The sequence below is a fragment of the Bradyrhizobium manausense genome (assembly GCF_018130615.1).
GTDB lineage: Bacteria > Pseudomonadota > Alphaproteobacteria > Rhizobiales > Xanthobacteraceae > Bradyrhizobium > Bradyrhizobium manausense_A.
Genome location: NZ_JAFCKB010000008.1, coordinates 58,063 through 78,278, shown reverse-complemented (window position 1 = coordinate 78,278; position 20,216 = coordinate 58,063). Strand labels below are relative to the sequence as shown.

The window sequence follows — 20,216 nt, the reverse complement described above, 5'->3', positions numbered from 1 at the left end:
TTTGCGGAAGGGAGGCAGCCTCTACTCCTGCATCATCTCGCCGCTACCGCCGAACTCGGCCGGAAAGTCCTTCAGCTTGGGCAAGCCGTCGCGCATCGGCAGCACCGTCTCGGAATAGTTGACGTGGACGCCGGGCGCGAAGGCGAGCGTCGGAATGGTAGCGGTGAAGACGTCGATCAGGGCCAGCGGCGGGTGATTGGTCATGAGATGGCCGCCGCACCTCTTGCAATATTTGCGCTGGCTGAGCGGCGTCTTGGCAAAGGTCCCGACGTTCTCCGCGCCTTCAGTGATGCGCACGGCCTCCGGCTTCCACAGGCTGAAGGCATTCACCGGTCCGCCCGACCACGATCGGCAGGATCGGCAATGGCAATAGCCCATCGCTTCCGGCGCGCCCGTGACCTCGATCGTGACCGCGCCGCAGAAGCAGTGTCCGGCATGTTTCATCTTGGTTCTCCTAAGATGGAAATTCTTGAGCTGGAACTCTTGGATTGGAACTCTTGGATTGGAAATAAAGTCCGGCTGCGCGTCCTCCGATCGGCGGACGCGCGGCGGAGGGCGCGGCAGCTAGGTTGACCGGCGCCAGGGAATAAGCATCGAGACTCGTTGTTTGTACTGCCGGTAGTCGTCGCCAAAGAGATCGACGAGATCGTGCTCCTCCAGCGCGATGCCGACGAAGATGTAGGCCGTGGTCACGGCCGCAAACAGCAGGTGGCCTGCGGTCATGATCGGTGCCGCCCAGAAGGCGATGATGAAGCCGAGATAGATCGGATGACGGACGAATTTGTAGAGCAGCGGCGTCTTGAACCGCGGCGCCGTGGCCTGCTTGCCGACGAGATGGTTGGTCACCTGATGCAATCCGAACAATTCGAAATGATTGATGATGAAGGTCGAGGTGAACACCAGCACCCAGCCCGCGAAGGACAGCGTGATCAACGTCACGGCAAGATCCGGATTTGCGACGTCCCATATGACCGTGCGCAAAGGACGCCACTGCCAGAACAGGAGGAGCAATGACAGGCTCGCGAACAGCACATAGGTCGAGCGCTCGACCGGCTTGGGGACGAATTGCGTCCACCACGCCTTGAAGCGCTGGCGCGCCATCACGCTATGTTGAACCGCAAACAGCGTCATCAGCAGCAGATTGATGATCACGGCTTCGGCCGTGGGCGTGTCGGTTCCAGTGTCGATGGTCTTCGGCACCACCAACCCCATCACGAAGCCGATGGCATAGAGAATGGTGACGAAGAACACGAGATACGCCGCAATTCCGTAAAGAAAGGCGATGAACTTGAAAATGCGCGAGCCCGCAATCTCCGGGCCGATGGAATGAACCTGATGATCGAGTTGGGTCATGGAAAGCTCCGTTGTGCCGGGGCATCGGCACGGCTTGAATCCCTGCACCATGCCGGACCGGAGGCCGGAAGACTTTCGCGGCCGGTTGATTTTCACCTGAGACGACTTTGATTTTTGCTTGAGATGACAGAAACGTGCGATTTGTCTTTGAAAACAATGTGCTCGACGGCGACCTGCGCGAACTGACCTGCGCCGGCACGACCGTGCCGCTGCAGCCGCAGGTGTTCGATCTGCTGCTTTACCTCGTTGCGGAGCGCGCCCGCGTCGTCAGCAAGGACGATTTGATCAGCCAGATCTGGAGCGACCGCATCGTCTCGGATTCCGCACTGAACAGCCGGATCAATGCTGCACGCAAGGCGCTCGGCGACGACGGCGCGACGCAGCGGCTGATCAAGACGATTCCGCGCAAGGGCTTTCGCTTCGTCGGCGAAGTCCGGGAAGAAGCGGCAGCCGGGCCTGCGCCGACCGAAGCGGTGCCGGGCTCGGCGCGCGTCGCGACGGATCGTCCGGGTATCGCCGTGCTCGCTTTTGAGAACATGAGCGGCGACCCCGCCCAGGAATATTTCGGCGACGGAATCAGCGAGGACATTCTCACTGCGCTGTCGAAGCAACGCTGGTTCATCGTGATCGCCCGCAATTCGTCCTTCACCTACAAGGGGCGCGCGGTCCACATCAAGCAGATCGCCGAGGAGCTCGGCGTGCGCTACATCGTCGAGGGCAGCGTACGCAAGGTGGACAACCACGTGCGCATCACAGCACAGCTCAACGACGCCACCACCGGCGGCCACCTCTGGGCCGAGCGCTACGACCGCGAGCTGGTCGACGTCTTCGCGGTGCAGGACGAAATCACCGAACGTATCGTCGCGGCGATCGAACCCCAGATTCACGCGGCCGAGAATTTCCGCACGCATCGCAAGCTGCCTTCGAGCCTGGACGCCTGGGACCTGCTGATGCAGGGACTGTCGCACTACTGGCGGGTGACGCCGCAGGATCACGCCGCGGCGCAGAAGCTGCTCGAGCGCGCGATCGCAATCGATCCGAATTACGGCCAGGCGCTGGCAGTATTCGCCGCAAGCCACATGTTCGGCGTGCATCTGGGCTGGGCCGAACTGGCCACGACGGCACCGATCGCGGAGGACGCCGCGCTCGCCGCGATGCGCTGCGACCACGACAATGCCTGGGCCCATGCCGCGCTCGGCAGCGTCTGCTTCTCGACGAGCCGGCTTGCGGACGCGCTGTCCGAATTCGAGCAGGCGCTCGCGCTCAATCCGAACTTCTCGTTGGCGCAGGGCTATTATGCCCTGGCGCTATCCTATGCCGGACGATCGAGCGACTCGTTCGAAGCGGCGCAAAAGGCGATCAGGCTCTCGCCGCGCGATCCGTCGCTGGCGATCTATTACGGCATCGCCGGCTATGCCCGCTTCACCGAGCGGCACTATGACGAGGCCATCGCTCTCGCGCGCGAGGCGATTCGCCATCGCGGCGATCTCACCGGCGCCTATCGCGTGCTCGCCGTCTCCGCCGGCATGACCGGCGACAGCGCGTTGGCGGACATGGCGCTGGGGGAGCTCCGCCGCACCCAGCCCAATATCTCGCTGGACTGGATCGCGACGCAACTGCCCTGGGCCAATGACGCGGATCGCCAGCACTATCTGGAAGGATTTCGGCGGGCCGGATTGAACTGATCGGCGCTGCCGCTAGGAGGGCTTCCGGCGCAGATGGACGATGACGTCGAGCCGCTCGATCTCGTGGCCGGCAAGCGCGTTCGGCACCTTGCTGAAGGCAAGGCCGCCGGCGACGTCGACCAGAACATCCTCGCCCTCCAGATAGAAGTGCGGATGCACGGAGGTGTCGGTATCGAAGAAGGATTTGATGCCGTCGGCCGCGATCCGGCGCAGCAGGCCGGCTTCGGTGAACTGGTTCAGCGTGTTGTAGACGGTGGCCAGCGACAGCCGCAGATTGGCCGCCATGGCCTCGTCGTAGAGGCCTTCGGCGGTGACATGACGATGCTCTCCCAGCAGCAACATTTTGCCCAGCGCCAGGCGATGCCGCGTGGCCCGCAAGCCGGCATCGCTGAGCAATCGCACGCAACGTGCTCCGGCCTCGTCCGCGACCGGCGCAACGAGATCATCTGTTTCCGTTTCGGGAAGGCCCGAGAGGACGTCCATTGCCGACCGTCTCCGCATGCATGACGTTGCGCGTCCCGCAATCGGATCGCAAACGCATCGGGTTGGCGTTGATCCTGATCAAATTTCCGGCGACCATCTCTGACCTATCGCAAAGCGGCTGCTTCTCGGGTCTGCCAGGATGGCAGCATACGACGAGGGCAGCATGTCAAAACCCATTCCCGATCGGGCGGAAGTCGCGCTCGAATACCCCGACAAGTTCTACGTCGGCACCTTCGAACATTCGTCCCGGTTCGAGGCACGGCTCGACGGCAACGGCGTGGCGCTTGTGCTCGAGCGGCCCGGAACCGAGGATGTGCGCAAGTCGGTGCACCTGCATCTGAACTTTGGCCTGCTCGCCGGCATCCTGCGCGAGCTCGCGACGAGCGTCGCTGCGATTCCAAAGGACGATATCGCACATCGCGAGCTGCTCGTCAGCGCGGTCCGAGAGTTGCAGCAGGCGCTCGAAACCTCGTGAGCGCGGAAGCTACTTGGCTTTGACCTGAGTCGGCTTCGGTGCCGGCACCTGCGCCCATTCCTTGTCGGCGCGGGGACCGTTGAGATCGCCGGTGAGGCCGATGAGCTGGCCTGGCTGAGCGTCGAGGGTCTGCTGCCAGGTCTGGGTCTGGCACAAGAACTTGATCAGGCATCCCTTGAGCTTGAGCCGGTCAGCGGATTCGCGCCAGAGCGTGACCGAGTAGGATTTGCCGTCCTCGGCATTGTAGATGTCGCCGCCGAAGCGACCTTCTGGCGTCGCCTTCAAGCCCATGATGAGCTGATGGCCGAGCAGCACACGGGCGCGCTTGTCGGGATCGGGGTTCTGGCTGTCGCGAAGTGGCTGGCCGCGCTTGTCGGCCGGCTCCTTCATCCAGACGATGAAGCCGCAGATGCGGTCGCGCGCGGGACCGCAGCGCTCGAGCCTGATCCGGGCGCGGCCATCCTCGACCAGCCAGGTGCCGCTGGGATCGGCGGGCGCGGCGGCGCCGGCACGACCGCCAAATGCCATCATCGCGATGGTGATGGCGACGCGCAGCACGAAGCGAAGGAGAATGTTCATCAGCGGCACCTTTCGTTGAGAGGATTGCGGCGTCAGTTCAGTTGCGCCATCAGCGCATCGGCGCCCTTGTCGACGCCGGCATTGGCAGCCGCGAGCGCGCCGACGCTTGCCTTGATGTCGTAGGCTCCCGGATATTGCTTGGTGACGTAGGCGGAGAGCAGGCGTGCGGTCGACGCGTCGAAGATCTCGACGCCGTAGATGACCGATCCGGTCATCATGCCCTCGCCATCGCGCGCGGCCTGCACGCCGTTGTAGACGGCGCCCGCCATGTCGAAGCGGGAGAGCGTGCCGAGCACCGGCGTGTTGGTGACGGCGCCGGTGAGCGTCAGCCTGATCCGCAGCGTCTCAGGCCCGCGCTCGCGCACCAGGGAGAAGCGGCCGCGCAACCGCTCGGCGAAGCGGGTCTGCATGTACGCGGCGAGCGTCGCTTTGTCCTTGTCCGACATGTCGCCGAACTGATGGTCCTTGCCGCGATAGATCACGACGGGCTCGAGGATCACTTTATTATATACGCGCCAGTCGACCGACGTGGAATAGCGGTAGGGCACGCGGCCGGAGGCATCCGACTTGTCGGGCGCCATGTAGGCGGACGACGCCATCTCCGAATAAGGCACGGGTGCGACCGAGGCGCAGCCGGTTACGAGCGCGCCAAGCATCAGCGTTCCCAGACCGCGCAGGGCGATCGAGCGATCCATTGCAAACTCCTCTAACGGCTTTCAGAAAAAGGCCAATCTCGGCAAAGGCCTTTGGCAAATATCGTTGGCAAAGGCCTTTGGGGACCGCAGCCGCGTACGGGACCACACGCGGCTGCGACGCTCACCATTGCCGGCCCATGATTTCGTCCGGGGCCATTTCGGAAGCCTCGGGCCGTCTCAGTGTTCGGGTATATAAAACCGACCAGACGGTTTGTAAAGTGGCAAAACCGTACTCCGACGCATTTGGCCGCAGGCGCGGCTTTGGGCAGTTAACGGATGGATTTCGTTAACGGTGAATCAGGCGCGCTTGCGCTTGCTTGCAGCCTTTGCCGCCGATGCGGCTGCGGGCTTGGCGGAACGTTTCGCCGCCGGCCGTTCCAGGCCAGCCCACTGCGCGTCATCGACCAGACGCGCGAACAGCCGCTGGTGCTCGTCCTTGCTGAGCGGCGACATGCCGAACAACGAACTCAGCAGCAAACCCATCGCGCCGGCCCAACGCAGTATCGCGAGATCAGGGTCGGCGGCCTCTTCCCTGATCGCCGCCATTCGCTCCATCTCGCGCCCACGCGGCAGCGCCATCAGGCTGGGATTCTCGACCATGGCCGCAACCAGCGCCAGCGCCGCGGAATTCGGCGAGGTCGCCGCCTCCCGCACGGTCGCGAGCTGGGTTGCCAAATTGGGATTTGGCGAGGTCGCGCTCACCTTCGCCATATAGGCCGTCGAGAATTCCTCGAAATGCGCCATCTGCCGTTCGAGCAGCGCCTTCAGCACCGCTTCCTTGGTGCGGAACTGGTGCATCACACCGCCCTTGCTGAGGCCGCTCTCGCGCGCGATCGCATCGAGCGTCAGCCGGCCGGGTCCGTCGCGCGCGATGATCGCGATGGCCGCTTCGAGGGCAGCATTGCGAGACCGTTCGGAGCGTGTGGCATTATCCATGGGCCGACTTGTCTCCGTGACAAGACAATGAATCAAGTGAAAACAGGACGCGCTGTACATTTTTTGTGCGAACTCTGTCGAGACTTTCATCTTGCGGCGCGGAACGGGACCGTGTGAGCCTCGCGCCCGGATGGGGACTGGGACGGGCCGGCCGTGGCTTCGCGCGCGAGGAAATCGCGCAGCGTTTACGGCTGGCCGCGCTTGAGAAAGATACGGCATGTCGAAACGAGTGTTGCTTGGTCTCCTCCTGGCTTGCGGCCTCTCGGCCTCGGCGCTGGCGCAAGAGCCGAAAACGGGAGGCGTGATCAATGCGGTGATCCAGCCCGAGCCGCCCGGCCTGATGCTTGCGATGATCCAGAACGGCCCGACCCAGATGGTGTCGGGCAATATCTTCGAAGGCCTGCTGCGCTACAGCCCCAAGCTCGAGCCGCAGCCGGAACTCGCCGAGAGCTGGAGCGTCAGCGAGGACGCCAAGACCTACACGTTCAAGCTGAGGAAAGGCGTCACCTGGCATGACGGCAAGCCCTTCACCGCAGCCGACGTGCTGTTCTCAGTCGAGATGCTGAAGCAGACGCATGCGCGCGCCCGCAACAATCTCGCGCAGGTCGACAAGGTCGAGGCGCCCGACGATAACACGGTCGTCTTCACGCTGAAGCAGCCGTTCGGCCCGTTCCTCGGCATTTTCGAGGTCGGCTCGATGCCGATGGTGCCGAAGCATCTCTATGAAGGCACCGACTGGAAGACCAATCCGTACAACAACGCGCCCATCGGCACCGGCCCCTTCATGTTCAAGGAATGGCAGAAGGGTTCGTTCATTCGGCTGGTCAAGAACCCGAACTATTACGAGAAGGGCAAGCCCTATATCGACGAGATCTACTGGCAGATCATCCCCGACGCCGCTGCGCGCTCGGTGGCGTATGAGACCGGCAAGGTCGACGTGCTGCCCGGCGGCTCCGTCGAGAACTTCGACGTGCCGCGGCTGTCGAAGCTGAAGGACACCTGCGTCACCGGCGCCGGCTGGGAGTTCTTCTCGCCGCTGGCCTGGCTGTGGCTCAACAACCGCCAGGGTCCGCTCGCCGACAAGCGGGTGCGGCAGGCGATCATGTATGCGATCGACCGCGACTTCGCCAAGGACGTGATCTGGAACGGGCTCGGCAAGGTCGCGACCGGCCCCTCGGCCTCGACCATCAAATACTACACCGACGACGTGCCGAAATACCCTTACGACCCGGCCAAGGCCAAGGCGCTGCTGAAGGAAGCCGGCTACAAGGGCGAGAAAATCCGCCTGCTGCCGCTCGCCTATGGCGAGACCTGGCAGCGCTGGGGTGAAGCGGTGAAGCAGAACCTCATGGACGTCGGCATGAGCATCGAGACGATCTCGACCGACGTTGCCGGCGGCAACCAGAAGATCGGCGACTGGGATTACGACATCGCCTTCACCTATCTCTACCAGTACGGCGATCCCGCACTCGGTGTGGGGCGCAACTACGTCTCCAGCGCTATCGCCAAGGGCCAGGTGTTCAACAACGTCGAGGGCTACTCCAACCCCGAGATCGACAAGCTGTTCGCCGACGGCGCGGTCGCAACGCCCGACTCCAAGCGCAAGGAGATCTATGCGAAGGCGCAAAAGCTCCTGGTCGAGGACGTGCCGGTGGCCTGGATGCTCGAGCTGCAATTCCCGACCATCATGCGCTGCAAGGTCAAAAATTTGATCACCACGGGCATCGGGGTCAACGACGGCTTCAAGGACGCATGGCTCGACAAGTGAGCCTCTTACCTCTCCCCGCAAGAGCGGGGCGAGGGAGTTCACCGTCACCGTGGCTCCGGGTCACGCTACCAGGTATGACGCACTAACTATGCTCTCCTTCGTCGCTCAGCGTGTCCTCAAGGGCGTGATCGTCCTGCTCGCGATCGTCGTCCTCAACTTCTTCCTGATCCGGCTCGCACCGGGCGACCCCGCTGTCGTGATGGCGGGCGAGGCCGGCGCCAGCGACCAGGTCTTCGTCCAGCAGCTCCGCGAAAAGTTCGGCCTCGACAAGCCGCTGCCCGAGCAGCTCTTCATCTACGTCAAGGGCATCGCGACCCTCGATCTCGGCTTCTCGTTCCGCCAGCAGGCGCAGGTCTCGAAGCTGATCCTGGAGCGGCTGCCGGCAACGCTGTTATTGACGCTGACGGCATTCGCGATCTCGCTCGCGCTCGGCGTTCTCTTCGGCACCTTCGCCGCCCGCTTCGCCGGGACTTTTCTCGACACCGGCATCACCATCTTTGCGTTGATCTTCTACGCCATGCCGATCTTCTGGGTGGCCCTGATGGGAATTCTGCTGTTCTCGGTCACGGTCGATTGGCTGCCGAGCTTCGGCTACGAGACGGTCGGCGCCAATTTCACCGGCTTTGCCCATGTGGTCGACGTCGCAAAGCACCTGATCATGCCGGCGATGACGCTCGGCCTGTTCTTCATGGCGACCTACACCCGCATGACGCGCGCCTCGATGCTGGAAGTGAAGCGGCTCGACTTCGTCAAGACCGCGCGCGCCAAGGGCCTCTCCGACGCCGTCATCCAGCGCCGCCACGTGCTGCGCAATGCGCTGCTGCCTGTCGTGACGCTCGCGGGCGTGCACGCCGGCACGCTGATCGGCGGCGCCGTCATCACCGAGACCGTGTTCGCCTGGCCCGGCATCGGGCGACTGATGTACGACGCGCTCTTGCAGCGCGACTACAATCTGCTGCTCGGCGTCTTCGTGACCTGCTCGGTCATGGTGCTGATCTTCAATCTCATCACCGACCTCGTCTACCGACTGGTCGACCCGCGCATCGAACTCGCCGCATGAAACAGTTCTGGAAATCGATACTGAAGAGCCCGAGCGGCGTCATCGGGCTGGTCATACTTCTGCTCGCGATCGGGGTCGCGGTGTTCGGACCGTTGCTGTTCCCGAACTCGCCCTGGCGCATGGTGCAGCGGCCGTTCCTGCCGCCGTTCACGCTCTCGACCGTGCCGCTCGGCACCGACGCACTCGGCCGCGACGTGTTCGCCGGCATGATCTTTGGCGCACGCGTCTCCTTGCTGGTCGGACTTGTCTCCACGCTTGTCGCGCTGGTCGTCGGCATTCCCATCGGCGCCATGGCCGGCTATTTCGGCGGCAGGATCGACGACGCCCTGATGCGCTTCACCGAGTTCTTCCAGACCATCCCAAGCTTTGCGCTCGCGATCGTGCTGGTCGCGATCCTGCAACCGTCGATCTATTCGATCGTGACCTCGATCGCGGTGGTGAGCTGGCCGCCGGTCGCCCGCCTCGTCCGCGGCGAGGTGCTGTCGCTCCGCACGCGCGAATATGTCCAGGCCGCCGTCGTCACCGGCCAGAGCAACAGCTGGATCATCCTGCGCGAGATTTTGCCCAACGCGCTGTCACCGGTGATCGTGCTGGCCTCGCTGATGGTGGCAACCGCGATCCTGCTGGAATCCTCGCTCTCGTTCCTTGGCCTCGGCGATCCCAATCTGATCTCCTGGGGCTACATGGTCGGCGCCGGCCGCACCGTGATCCGCCAGGCCTGGTGGATCACCGTGTTTCCCGGCGTCGCAATCCTGATCTCGGTGCTGGGGCTGAACCTGATCGGCGAAGGCCTCAACGACGCGCTCAATCCGCGTCTCTCGCGCGAGGGCCGCTGACGATGACCGCCCCGCCCGCCGTCTCGATCAAGAATCTGCGGATCGCGCTGCCCAAGGGCGCCGAACGTTCCTTCGCCGTCGATGGCGTCTCGCTCGACCTTCGGCCCGGCAAGATCGTCTGCGTCGTCGGCGAATCCGGCTCCGGCAAATCCATGTGCGCGCATGCGCTGATGGGCTTGTTGCCGGATACGGTGAGCGTCACGTCAGGCGAGATCCAGTTCGAAGGCCGCGACCTGCTCAAGCTCGACGACGACGGCTGGCGCGATCTGCGCGGCCGCCGGCTGGCGATGATCTTCCAGGAGCCGATGACCGCGCTCAATCCGTTGATGCGGATCGGCGATCAGATGGCGGAGATGTTCGAGGCCCACGGCCTGCTGACGCCGAAGGAACGGCGCGCGCGAGCGTTGTCGCTGGCGCGCGAGGTCGGCCTGCCCGACCCCGAACGCATCGTGCGCGCCTATCCGCACCAGCTCTCCGGTGGTCAGCGACAGCGCGCCATGATCGCGATGGCGCTCGCGCTCGAACCGGCGGTGCTGGTCGCGGACGAGCCGACCACCGCGCTCGACGTCACCACGCAGGCGCAGATCCTGAAGCTGATCCGCAACCTCCAGCGCAACCGCAATATGGCCGTGATGTTCATCACCCACGACTTTGGCGTGGTCGCCGACATCGCTGACCAGGTCGTAGTGCTCCGCCATGGCAAGGTCGTCGAGGAAGGTCCGGCCGCAACCGTCTTCAACGAACCGCAGCACGACTACACCAAGGCGCTGCTCGCCGCCGTGCCGTCGATGGATCCGCCGGCGCGCGCACCCCTCGACGATCGGGCCAAGGCCGTCGAGGTGATCGGGCTGGACAAGACCTACGTCACCTCAGGCGGCTGGTTTCGCGAGGACCGCCGCGTCGATGCCGCGCGCGCGGTGAACTTCAACATCCTCAAAGGCGAGACGCTGGGCCTCGTCGGTGAATCCGGCTCCGGCAAATCGTCGGTGGCGCGGCTCGTGATGCGGCTGATCGAGGCCGACCGCGGCACGGTGCGGATCGGCGATACGGATCTGACCCAACTCGCGGGCAAGGCGCTGCGCGCCGAGCGCCATCGCATCCAGATGATCTTTCAGGATCCGTTTGCTTCCCTGAATCCACGCCGCAAGATCGGCCACATCATCGCCGATGGCCCGATTGCGGCCGGCATTGATCCGAAGGTGGCATTCGACCGCGCCCGGGATCTCCTGAAGATGGTCGGCCTGGATGCCGGCGCGCTGGAGCGCTATCCGCATGAATTCTCCGGCGGCCAGCGCCAGCGCATCGGCATCGCGCGCGCCCTCGCGCTCGAACCCGAGATCATCGTTGCTGACGAGGCCGTCTCGGCGCTCGACGTCTCCGTGCAGGCGCAGGTCTTGAAGTTGCTCGAGGATCTCAAGGCGCGCCTCGGCCTTTCGATGCTGTTCATCACCCACGATTTGCGTGTCGCCGCCCAGATCTGCGACCGTATCGCGGTGATGCAGCGCGGCGCCATCGTCGAGCTGAAGCCGACCGCGCAGCTGTTCGCCGCGCCGGAGCATTCCTACACGCGGGAAGTGCTCGCGGCCGTGCCAGGACAAAGGGAACGCGCACCGGCAGGGTGAGGTGCGTTTCGCTTTGGTATTCTGGTCCGCTTAGGAACGGAATAGTCACGGGCTTTTTATCCCTCGTGACCGCCCGCACGGCTGCAAAGCTGAGGCCGGCATCCCACATCCGCATGCAATGATTTTCATCATATGATGATGGGTTGCGGATCCAGATGGAGGCCGACATGGGCCAGGTTATTCAGTTCGTCTCGAAATCCGAACGTGAGCGCATTCGCCTCATCCGGGAGGCCCGTGCGATCTACGACAGCATCTTCCCGCCTGCTGATCCCGCTGGCGAGCAATCGAGCGGAGCCAATGTTCGCAGCGACGGGGGCAACCTCGCGTGATCAAGATCATCGCCGTACTTTGCAGCCTCGCCTCGCCGGCAAATTGCCACGAACAGATCGTCACCACCTCGGACTTCGCCGATGTCTCGGTGCAGTCCTGCATGATGGGCGCGCCGCAACTTGCCGAATGGATGAGCCAGCATCCGGCCGAGCGGCTGGCGGGATGGCGCTGTGTGATCGGCCAGCAGACAGGCAGGGGCGCCTAAGGCCAAACGCCACCTGACCGGTGCGGCGCGCTCCGGTTGAACCGTGACGGGCAGGCATCGCCGGGCTAGGATGGCGATGCTGCTTGGCAGAGGGGACGCCGGATGGAGGTTGCCAGCCTCGTTCTTCCCGTATTCGCAATCATCGTCACCGGCTGGCTCGCGGGCGAACTCGGCTATCTCTCCCGCTCGCTTGCCGATGCGCTGGTGCATTTCGCCTACAACGTGGCGATGCCCGCGCTGCTGATCGTCACCATCGCGCAGGAGCCGGCGCGCAATCTGCTGGAATGGCGTTTCCTGCTCGCCTTCGGCGGCGGCTCCCTGATCTGCTTCGTGCTGGTCTTCCTGGCGGTTCGCACGGGTGGGAAGCACGATCTCGCCAGCAGCACGATCCAAGGAATGGCGGCGGCGATGACCAATACCGGCTTCGTGGCGCTGCCGATCCTGCATGCGATCTACGGCCAGCCCGCCGTTCTGCCGGCCGCAGTCGCGACCGTGTTCGTCGCCGCCGTGATGTTTCCGGTCACGGTTATCCTGCTGGAGCGTGGCGCGCACGGGCCTGCGCGGTCCGCGGGGCTGGCGAAGCAGATCCTGCTCAATCCGATGGTGCTGTCGACGCTCATCGGCCTCGTCTGGGCGGTCACGGGCCTGCCGATTCCAGCGGCTGTCGCAGCCTACCTGAACATGATCGCCGCGGCGCTCACGCCCTGCGCACTATTTGCCATCGGGCTCGGCCTGTCGGTCGAAGGCCTGCGATCCAGTCTCGGGACATCATTCGCGCTCGCGGCCGTGAAACTGGTGGTGATGCCGTTGATCGTCTACGGCCTTTGCGTGATCACCGCCCTCAATCCGCTCTACACCGTCGCCGCCGTCATCTGCGCAGCCGTTCCGACGGCGAAAACCGTCTACGTGCTGGCGCATGAACACAAGGTCGAGGAGAAGCTGGTCGCGGCCACGGTCTCGATCACGACCATGCTCTCGGTCGCGACCTTGCTGGTCGCGCTCTACCTTCTCTCCGGCCTGGCGACGAGCACGCGCTGAACGGGGCGGCGGAAGGCTGAAGCGCACCGCAGCCACCCTCTGTGTTACCGCGGATTGGTGTTGCTCCAGCTCGGGACCGCGTTCGTGACGCCAACCGACGGCCAATTATATGTACCGACCGATGGCGCCGTGACCGTGCCGACCGTCTGTCCCGACGACCCGTAAGATGGCCTCGGCTGCGTCGCAGTTACTCCGGAGCCACCATAGGTTGGAGCCATGACATTCGTGCTGTAGTGCCGGCTCGTGCGACCCCTCTTCGCCTCCGCCGCGAACGGCGCGGCAAGCAGGCCAGTCGCGACAAGCGCGTAAATGGCAAACCTGGTCGTTGTCATGACCGATCCCTTCATTCACTGCGGCCTAATGAAATCATGTGTTCATTCGCCGGCGAATTCCCATAGGCCTTCGTTCATAACTCCGTGTGCTCGAAAATGTGCCGACCGTCGCGCTCTTCACGGTCGCAGCCGAATGCCAGTTCCTTGAAAGCAATGACCGCCATGTCTATCACGACCGTGACCGCCTTCGGATCGACCCGAATCAGCGCTAGTGCATTACCCCTCAATGGCCTTCCTGGACGCGAACAGCATGACCGGCCCCGAACTGAAGCAGCTCCGCGACGACCTCTCCGAGGCCATCGAGCGCAAGCTCACCGCGGCCGACATGGCGAAACTCTGTGCATTGCCGGAGAAGGATGGCGCCGACACGATCCGGCGCTGGGAGGTGCGCGGCCCGACGGTCGCCGCGACCAAGGTGCTCCGCGTGCTCGCGATGGCGAGCGAGCGCTATCCGATCCTGGAGAAGTTCGACATCTTCGATCGCCACGACGTGCGCGAGGAAGACCGCCCCGCAAAGCGCGCCGCCTTCCGCGCGCAGATGCGCGACGAGGTGCGGCGGCGTCTTGGTTAACGAGACGCGCCCGCAAGTTACCGCAACGCGCTCGAATTAAGCCTTCCTTCACCGCTTCTTAAGTCGGCATTAAGCACGAAAATCAATTGCAGCCCAATAAGTTAGGTTGGGCATCGCTGTGCCATGCATGTGACAGCATTTTCGTCAAAAGCGAGCTATCTGCAAAACCAACGCGGCGCGGACAGCGCGCTTGCCGGGACCTTAGTGCTGGAGTTTGGACGATGAAGAAGATTCTGTTTGCAACCGTTGCGCTGCTCGTGTTGGGCGCGGCTGCCCCGGCGATTGGTGCCGATCTCGGCGCCCGCCCCTATTACAACAAGGCCCCGGCCTATGCCGCGCCGATCTACAACTGGACCGGTTTCTACATCGGCGGCCATATCGGCGGCGCGTTCTCCAGCGACAACAATTTCAACGGCCTCTCCACCGGCAACAACGGCAACGGCCGTTTCCTCGGCGGCGTACAGGTCGGTGCCGACTGGCAGGTCAATCCGAACTTCGTGGTTGGCGTCGAAGGCCAGTATTCCTGGCTCTCCGGCAATGTCGGCGCGGTGTTCCCGGGCGGCGTGGCCTACACCAACGACCAGCGTGGCCTCGGCTCGATCACCGGCCGCGTCGGCTACACCTGGGGACCGGGCCTGGTCTACGTGAAGGGCGGCTACGCCTATTCGGACAACAACGAGAAGGTCACCGTCGCTGGCGTGCCGACCGCCTTCATCATCGATGGCGATCACCGCAACGGCTACACCATCGGCGCCGGCCTCGAATACATGTTCGCGCCGAGCTGGTCGGCCAAGGCCGAGTACCAGTACTACAATTTCGGCGACTCACACTTCACCGCGGGTCCGCTGGTCGGCACCGGCAACTTCACCACCGACGACCACACCTTCAAGGCGGGCCTCAACTACCGTTTCAATTGGGCCAGCCCGGTCGTCGCGCGCTACTGATCGCGCCTGAGAAGATCCCCTTCGCTTTCGAGGGCCGGCATCGCTGCCGGCCCTTTCTTTTTTCGCCCTGCGGAACTAGCCAAGCGTTTGTGCAACTTGCGATTTTTTAACCCGCGCCAAGGATACTCCGCGACGAAAATATAAGATTACGGGTGTGGGGGAGTTTCGATGGCGATCCGTCTGGGCGTTGGCCGTGTCCTCGGCCGTCTCAAGCCGCGTTTCAAAATGCCGAAATGGGGCCTGCGTGGCAGCCTGATTGCGGCCTTCGCCGTGATCGCAGGCATGGGCCTCGTGATCGCAGCCGGCGCCGGCTTCGTTTTCAGCCATCTCGGCTCGACCATGATGGATTTGAGCGGCCGCGACATCCCGCGCCTCTCTGCCAGCCTTCAGCTTGCCTCGCAAAGCGCAACGCTCGCCGCGCAAGGACCAGGCCTGCTGGCATCGCCCAGCCCCGATGCGCTGAACGAGCGTACCAAGAGCGTGAAGGACATCCAGCAGCTCGCGATGGGCAAGCTCGGCGAGATCATTGAGCTCGGCGCCGACCAGCAGACCGCGAACGCGCTCCGCGACACCGCCAAGAGCATCGACGAAGCCACACAGAGCCTCGTCTCGGCGGCACGCGAGCGGCTCGACACCGGCGCGTTGCACGACAAGCAGTATGAAGCACTGCGCAAGGCCCAGCTCGCCTTCGTCGGCGCTGCCGGCCCGGCGATGCTGGATGCGCAAACCCGCCTCAACGCGATCCTGGGCGCGGCGGAGGTGTCGGCCGACGACGCCACCGAAGCCGCACGCACGGTCTCACAGGTCTCGACCGTCTCCGCCAACGGCAATTTGATGGCCGCCGACATGATGGCGGCACTCTCGGCCAACAGCAGCGATACGCTCGAGGCGATCGAGAAGGAATTCAAGACGACCCGCGACCGCGTCAAGTCCAACCTCGAGGACCTTCCGAACATTCCCTCGATGCAGACCGTACGCGACGCCGTGGAGAAGCTGCTCGCCTTCGGCGAAGGCAAGAGCGGCGTGTTCAAGATCCGCCAGAAGGAGCTCGATTCCATCGACTACGGCCAGACCATCCTGGACGAAACCCGCAAGCTCAATGTCGGCCTCGGCATCAGCGTGCAGGCGCTCGTCGACGGCGTACAGAAGGAGACCAATGCGTCGACCTTCCAGGCGCGCCAGGAGATCTCACTCGCCACGACAGCGATGCTGGCTTTGGGCGGGCTCACCTTGATCGGCTCGGCGCTGTTCGTCTGGCTCTATGTCGGGCGCAACATCCTGCGCCGCATCCGCGAGCTTCAGCGCGCCATGCAGCTGCTGTCGGCCGGCGATCTCGACACCGAGATCGTCCGCTCCCGGCAGAACGACGAGATCGGCGCGATGAAGGAAACGCTGACGGTGTTCCGCGACAGCATGATCGGAGCGCGGGCGCTTGCGGGCGAGCAGGACAAGGATCGCGTCGTCAAGGCCGAGCGGGCCGCGCATATGGAAGCGAAGATCGCGGAGTTCGAAGGCACGGTGCGCACCGCGCTCGACAATCTCGCGCAATCGGCCAATTCGATGCAGACGACCGCGCAGAGCATGTCGAACACCGCCGACCAGTCCAACGCTCTGGTGAACGCGGTCGCTTCCGCCGCCGAGGAAACCTCGGTCAACGTGCAGACCGTGTCATCGGGTACCGAGCAGCTGTCGTCCTCGATCGAGGAGATCAGCAAGCAGGTCGTCACCTCGGCCGCGATCGCCAAGAAGGCGGTCGATGAGGCCGGCGCCACCGACACCACGGTGCAGAGCCTCGCCGACAGCGCGAGCCGCATCAGCGTCGTGGTCGACCTGATTCAGACGATTGCGTCGCAGACCAATCTGCTCGCGCTCAACGCCACCATCGAGGCGGCGCGCGCAGGCGAGGCCGGCCGCGGCTTTGCGGTGGTCGCATCCGAGGTGAAGAGCCTCGCGAGCCAGACCGCGAAGGCGACGGAAGAGATCCGAACCCAGATCGCCAGCATGCAGCAGGTCACGACGTCTGCCGTCGGCGCCATCCAGGGCATCGGCCGGATCATCGGCGAGATCAACGACGTCACCACGACCATTGCGGCCGCGGTCGAGGAACAGGGCGCGGCGACGCGCGAGATCGCCCGCAACATCCAGCATGCGGCCGGCGGCACCAGCGAGGTCTCCAGCAACATCGTCGGCGTCTCGACGGCTTCGGCCGAGGCCGGCGCCGCGGCGACCGAGGTGCTGAGTGCATCGGATGCGCTCCGCCGTGAGGCCGACATGCTGCGCGGAGAGATCGACGCGTTCCTCAACAACATGCGGGCGGCCTGATTGTCATTCCGGGGCGCCTCGAAGAGGCGAAACCGGAATCTCGCGCAGTCACCTCCGGATTCCGGGTTCGCGCTAGGCGCGCCCCGGAATGACGGCGTTTTTGGCAGGCTTCAACCGGCGCACGGAAAAAGCCGCGGTATGATGGCCATGCGACGACCGCCTCGCGTCCTTTTTCGGCTGGCGCCCTGCCCGCGCTGGGTTTAAGCCGGTAACATGAACGCAAAAACCGACACCGTGCAGTCCTCGGCCGAGGCCCTGCGCTATCCCTGGGACCAGCATCCCGGCCCTGAAGAGGTCGTCGAGGTCAGGCCCGGCGTGTTGTGGGCGCGGCTGAAGCTGCCGTTCCGCCTCAACCATGTGAACATCTACCTGCTCGCCGATGGCGACGGTTATGCGATGGTCGATGCCGGCTTCGGCAACGAGGAGACGATCGAGGCCTGGACGAAGCTGTTCGAAGGCCCGCTGAAAGGCGTCAACATCACGCGCCTGATCGTCACGCACTCGCATCCCGACCATGTCGGCCTCGCGGGCTGGATCGTGGAACGGTTCAACTGCCCGCTGGTGATGTCGCAGGTCGAATATCTACAATCGGTCTATCACCAGAACCGCGGCACCGAAGAACGGCGCGAGGCGCAGCGCCTGTTCTTCCGCCGCCACGGCATGGACGAGTCGCTCACCGAAAAGCTGCTCGGTCGCGGTCAGGAATATCTCACGCGCGTTTCGGTCTTGCCGCCGTCATATCGCCGCATCTCCCACGGCGACGAGATCGTGATCGGCACGCGGCGCTTCAAGGTGATCACCGGCGGCGGCCACGCGCTCGACCAGGTGATGCTGTATTGCGCCGACGACAAGCTCTTCCTCTCCGCCGACCAGGTGCTGAGCAAGATCTCGCCGAATGTCAGTGTTTGGGCGGTCGAGCCCGACCAGAACTCGCTCGGCGAATATCTGGCTTCACTTGCAAGCCTCACCACCACCCTGCCCTATGATCTCTTGGTGCTGCCCGGTCACGGCGTGCCGTTCTATGGGCTCAAGACCCGCATCAAGCAGCTCGCCGACCATCACGAGGAGCGCTGCCGCCTGATCGCGGAAGCCTGCCGCGAAGTGCCGCAGACCTCGCGCGCGCTGGTGCCTGTCGTCTTCAACAAGCACGTGCTGGACGAGCACCAGATGGGCTTCGCCGCCGGCGAGCTCGTCGCCCACGTCAACTACATGATCGTCGAGGGCCGACTGACCGCCGAGACCAAGGACGGCGTGCTGCAGTTCAGGACGACGTGAGGCGTTGTCTTCGCCTCGTCCGGCTTGCGGGCGCGGTGAACAGACGGATGCTGCAAAGCAGCATTATAAGTCGCGCGAACTTGATCGGGATCAAGTTGCGGCGTGCCGGATAGGGCATTTTGCCCAAATGCCCCTCACCGCCAAATGTGGGATAGCGCATAGACATTAGAGCTGGAAAAGCTCTAAGAAGATGCGGCCCTTTTGGCCAGTTCCGTCTTAGGTTTTGCCGATGGATTACGCCCAGTTCTTCAATTCCGCCCTCGATCGTCTCCATTCCGAACGGCGCTATCGCGTGTTCGCCGACCTCGAGCGCACCGCCGGCCGGTTCCCGCACGCGATCTGGCACTCGCCCAAGGGCAAGCGCGACGTCGTGATCTGGTGCTCCAACGACTACCTCGGCATGGGACAGCACCCGAAGGTGGTCGGCGCCATGGTCGAGACCGCAACACGCGTCGGCACCGGCGCGGGCGGCACCCGCAACATCGCGGGCACGCATCATCCGCTGGTGCAGCTCGAGGCCGAGCTCGCCGACCTCCACGGCAAGGAAGCCGCGCTGCTGTTCACCTCGGGTTATGTCTCGAACCAGACCGGCATCGCAACCATCGCAAAGCTCATTCCGAACTGCCTGATCCTGTCGGACGAGCTCAACCACAATTCGATGATCGAGGGCATCCGCCAGTCAGGCTGCGAGCGGCAAGTGTTCCGCCACAACGATCTCGCCGATCTCGAAGCGCAGTTGAAGGCCGCGGGCCCGAACCGGCCGAAACTGATCGCCTGCGAAAGCCTCTATTCGATGGACGGCGACGTCGCTCCGCTCGCAAAGATCTGCGATCTCGCCGAAAAATATAACGCGATGACCTATGTCGACGAGGTCCATGCCGTCGGCATGTATGGCCCGCGCGGCGGCGGCATTGCCGAGCGTGACGGCGTCATGCACCGCATCGACATTCTCGAAGGCACGCTGGCAAAGGCCTACGGCTGCCTCGGCGGCTACATCGCGGCCAATGGCCAGATCATCGACGCGGTGCGCTCCTACGCGCCGGGCTTCATCTTCACCACCGCGCTGCCGCCGGCGATCTGCTCGGCCGCAACCGCTGCGATCAAGCATCTGAAGACCTCGAGCTGGGAGCGCGAGCGCCATCAGGATCGCGCCGCACGCGTCAAGGCCATCCTCAACGCCGCCGGCCTGCCTGTGATGTCGAGCGACACCCACATCGTGCCGCTGTTCGTCGGTGATCCCGAGAAGTGCAAACAGGCCTCCGACCTGCTGCTCGAGGAGCACGGCATCTACATCCAGCCGATCAACTATCCGACCGTCGCCAAGGGCAGCGAACGCCTGCGCATCACGCCCTCGCCCTATCACGACGACGGCCTGATCGATCAGCTCGCCGAAGCGCTGCTGCAGGTGTGGGACCGTCTGGGTCTGCCGCTGCGCGAGAAGTCGCTCGCGGCGGAATGATGGTCGTCCTGGCGAAAGCCAGGACCCATTACCCCGACTATCAATTGTTAAAGGCCGCCGGAGCTGCCGGTGCGCTCATAAACCACGCCTTGTGGTCATAGGTCCTGGCTTTCGCCAGGACGACGCTGGGGTCGACACCTTAACGACAACCCCAGTTCCCACCCCAGCCAGCCATTTCGCTGTCGCCTCGCCCCTCCCAACGCGCTAGATTTGCAAGCGAAAATGAGATCGGGCGCTACCGCGCCCAG

General features: G+C 64.0%; 21 protein-coding genes. 14 read left to right on the top strand and 7 right to left on the bottom strand.

The window, feature by feature from the left end; all coding sequences use genetic code 11:
- Window positions 1-21: 21 nt before the first annotated feature.
- On the bottom strand, window positions 22-444 hold the full coding sequence (locus tag JQ587_RS17150; protein ID WP_212426032.1) for a GFA family protein: 423 nt from the start codon (window positions 442-444) through the stop codon (window positions 22-24).
- Between the two features lie 120 nt (window positions 445-564).
- Window positions 565-1,353: a methanethiol S-methyltransferase gene (mddA, locus tag JQ587_RS17145; protein WP_212426031.1), complete on the bottom strand. Its 789-nt coding sequence runs from the start codon at window positions 1,351-1,353 to the stop codon at window positions 565-567.
- A gap of 134 nt (window positions 1,354-1,487) precedes the next feature.
- Here mddA and JQ587_RS17140 point away from each other — a divergent pair, with 134 nt between their 5' ends.
- The gene (locus tag JQ587_RS17140) at window positions 1,488-3,038 is read left to right on the top strand and encodes a winged helix-turn-helix domain-containing tetratricopeptide repeat protein (protein ID WP_212426030.1); all 1,551 of its coding nucleotides are present in this window, start codon (window positions 1,488-1,490) and stop codon (window positions 3,036-3,038) included.
- Window positions 3,039-3,050: 12 nt separating this feature from the next.
- On the opposite strand, the gene irrA is transcribed toward JQ587_RS17140, so the two are convergent.
- On the bottom strand, window positions 3,051-3,521 hold the full coding sequence (gene irrA, locus JQ587_RS17135) for an iron response transcriptional regulator IrrA (protein ID WP_212426029.1): 471 nt from the start codon (window positions 3,519-3,521) through the stop codon (window positions 3,051-3,053).
- Between the two features lie 163 nt (window positions 3,522-3,684).
- Here irrA and JQ587_RS17130 point away from each other — a divergent pair, with 163 nt between their 5' ends.
- The gene (locus JQ587_RS17130; protein ID WP_212426028.1) at window positions 3,685-3,996 is read left to right on the top strand and encodes a hypothetical protein; all 312 of its coding nucleotides are present in this window, start codon (window positions 3,685-3,687) and stop codon (window positions 3,994-3,996) included.
- A 9-nt stretch (window positions 3,997-4,005) separates the two neighbouring features.
- Here the strand turns inward: JQ587_RS17130 and JQ587_RS17125 are convergent, their stop codons facing one another.
- The 3 genes from JQ587_RS17125 to JQ587_RS17115 form a co-directional block, all read right to left on the bottom strand.
- A complete protein-coding gene (locus tag JQ587_RS17125) occupies window positions 4,006-4,575 on the bottom strand; it encodes a DUF2147 domain-containing protein (RefSeq protein ID WP_212426027.1) in 570 nt (189 codons plus the stop codon).
- A 32-nt stretch (window positions 4,576-4,607) separates the two neighbouring features.
- Window positions 4,608-5,270: a DUF3313 domain-containing protein gene (locus tag JQ587_RS17120; RefSeq protein WP_212426026.1), complete on the bottom strand. Its 663-nt coding sequence runs from the start codon at window positions 5,268-5,270 to the stop codon at window positions 4,608-4,610.
- Between the two features lie 297 nt (window positions 5,271-5,567).
- Entirely contained in the window at window positions 5,568-6,206 is a 639-nt protein-coding gene (locus tag JQ587_RS17115; RefSeq protein WP_212426025.1) for a TetR/AcrR family transcriptional regulator, read from the bottom strand.
- A gap of 217 nt (window positions 6,207-6,423) precedes the next feature.
- Here JQ587_RS17115 and JQ587_RS17110 point away from each other — a divergent pair, with 217 nt between their 5' ends.
- From JQ587_RS17110 to JQ587_RS17080, 7 genes are all read left to right on the top strand, one after another.
- Window positions 6,424-7,974 (top strand): ABC transporter substrate-binding protein, encoded by a 1,551-nt coding sequence (locus tag JQ587_RS17110; RefSeq protein WP_212426024.1) that lies wholly within the window; start codon window positions 6,424-6,426, stop codon window positions 7,972-7,974.
- 88 nt (window positions 7,975-8,062) lie between these two features.
- Window positions 8,063-9,034 carry an ABC transporter permease gene (locus JQ587_RS17105; RefSeq protein ID WP_212426023.1) on the top strand — a complete coding sequence of 324 codons (972 nt, stop codon included), beginning with the start codon at window positions 8,063-8,065 and terminating at the stop codon, window positions 9,032-9,034.
- Window positions 9,031-9,870: an ABC transporter permease gene (locus tag JQ587_RS17100; RefSeq protein WP_212302719.1), complete on the top strand. Its 840-nt coding sequence runs from the start codon at window positions 9,031-9,033 to the stop codon at window positions 9,868-9,870. The genes JQ587_RS17105 and JQ587_RS17100 overlap by 4 nt, the downstream gene beginning before the upstream one ends.
- Before the next feature lie 2 nt (window positions 9,871-9,872).
- Window positions 9,873-11,492 carry an ABC transporter ATP-binding protein gene (locus tag JQ587_RS17095; RefSeq protein WP_212426022.1) on the top strand — a complete coding sequence of 540 codons (1,620 nt, stop codon included), beginning with the start codon at window positions 9,873-9,875 and terminating at the stop codon, window positions 11,490-11,492.
- A gap of 143 nt (window positions 11,493-11,635) precedes the next feature.
- Window positions 11,636-11,821: a hypothetical protein gene (locus JQ587_RS17090; RefSeq protein ID WP_212302913.1), complete on the top strand. Its 186-nt coding sequence runs from the start codon at window positions 11,636-11,638 to the stop codon at window positions 11,819-11,821.
- Window positions 11,818-12,027 (top strand): hypothetical protein, encoded by a 210-nt coding sequence (locus JQ587_RS17085; protein WP_212302721.1) that lies wholly within the window; start codon window positions 11,818-11,820, stop codon window positions 12,025-12,027. The genes JQ587_RS17090 and JQ587_RS17085 overlap by 4 nt, the downstream gene beginning before the upstream one ends.
- Window positions 12,028-12,129: 102 nt before the next feature.
- Window positions 12,130-13,065, top strand: coding sequence for an AEC family transporter (locus tag JQ587_RS17080; protein ID WP_212426021.1), 936 nt, complete (start codon window positions 12,130-12,132; stop codon window positions 13,063-13,065).
- A 44-nt stretch (window positions 13,066-13,109) separates the two neighbouring features.
- On the opposite strand, the gene JQ587_RS17075 is transcribed toward JQ587_RS17080, so the two are convergent.
- Entirely contained in the window at window positions 13,110-13,397 is a 288-nt protein-coding gene (locus tag JQ587_RS17075) for a hypothetical protein (RefSeq protein ID WP_212426020.1), read from the bottom strand.
- Between the two features lie 250 nt (window positions 13,398-13,647).
- Between JQ587_RS17075 and JQ587_RS17070 the strand changes: the two genes are divergently transcribed.
- From JQ587_RS17070 to hemA, 5 genes are all read left to right on the top strand, one after another.
- On the top strand, window positions 13,648-13,968 hold the full coding sequence (locus JQ587_RS17070) for a hypothetical protein (RefSeq protein WP_212302723.1): 321 nt from the start codon (window positions 13,648-13,650) through the stop codon (window positions 13,966-13,968).
- 221 nt (window positions 13,969-14,189) lie between these two features.
- Window positions 14,190-14,912 (top strand): outer membrane protein, encoded by a 723-nt coding sequence (locus tag JQ587_RS17065; RefSeq protein ID WP_212302724.1) that lies wholly within the window; start codon window positions 14,190-14,192, stop codon window positions 14,910-14,912.
- Between the two features lie 168 nt (window positions 14,913-15,080).
- A complete protein-coding gene (locus JQ587_RS17060) occupies window positions 15,081-17,234 on the top strand; it encodes a methyl-accepting chemotaxis protein (RefSeq protein WP_212426019.1) in 2,154 nt (717 codons plus the stop codon).
- Between the two features lie 213 nt (window positions 17,235-17,447).
- A complete protein-coding gene (locus JQ587_RS17055; protein WP_212302726.1) occupies window positions 17,448-18,509 on the top strand; it encodes an MBL fold metallo-hydrolase in 1,062 nt (353 codons plus the stop codon).
- Window positions 18,510-18,738: 229 nt separating this feature from the next.
- Window positions 18,739-19,968, top strand: coding sequence for a 5-aminolevulinate synthase (gene hemA / locus JQ587_RS17050; RefSeq protein ID WP_212302727.1), 1,230 nt, complete (start codon window positions 18,739-18,741; stop codon window positions 19,966-19,968).
- The last annotated feature ends 248 nt before the right edge of the window (window positions 19,969-20,216 follow it).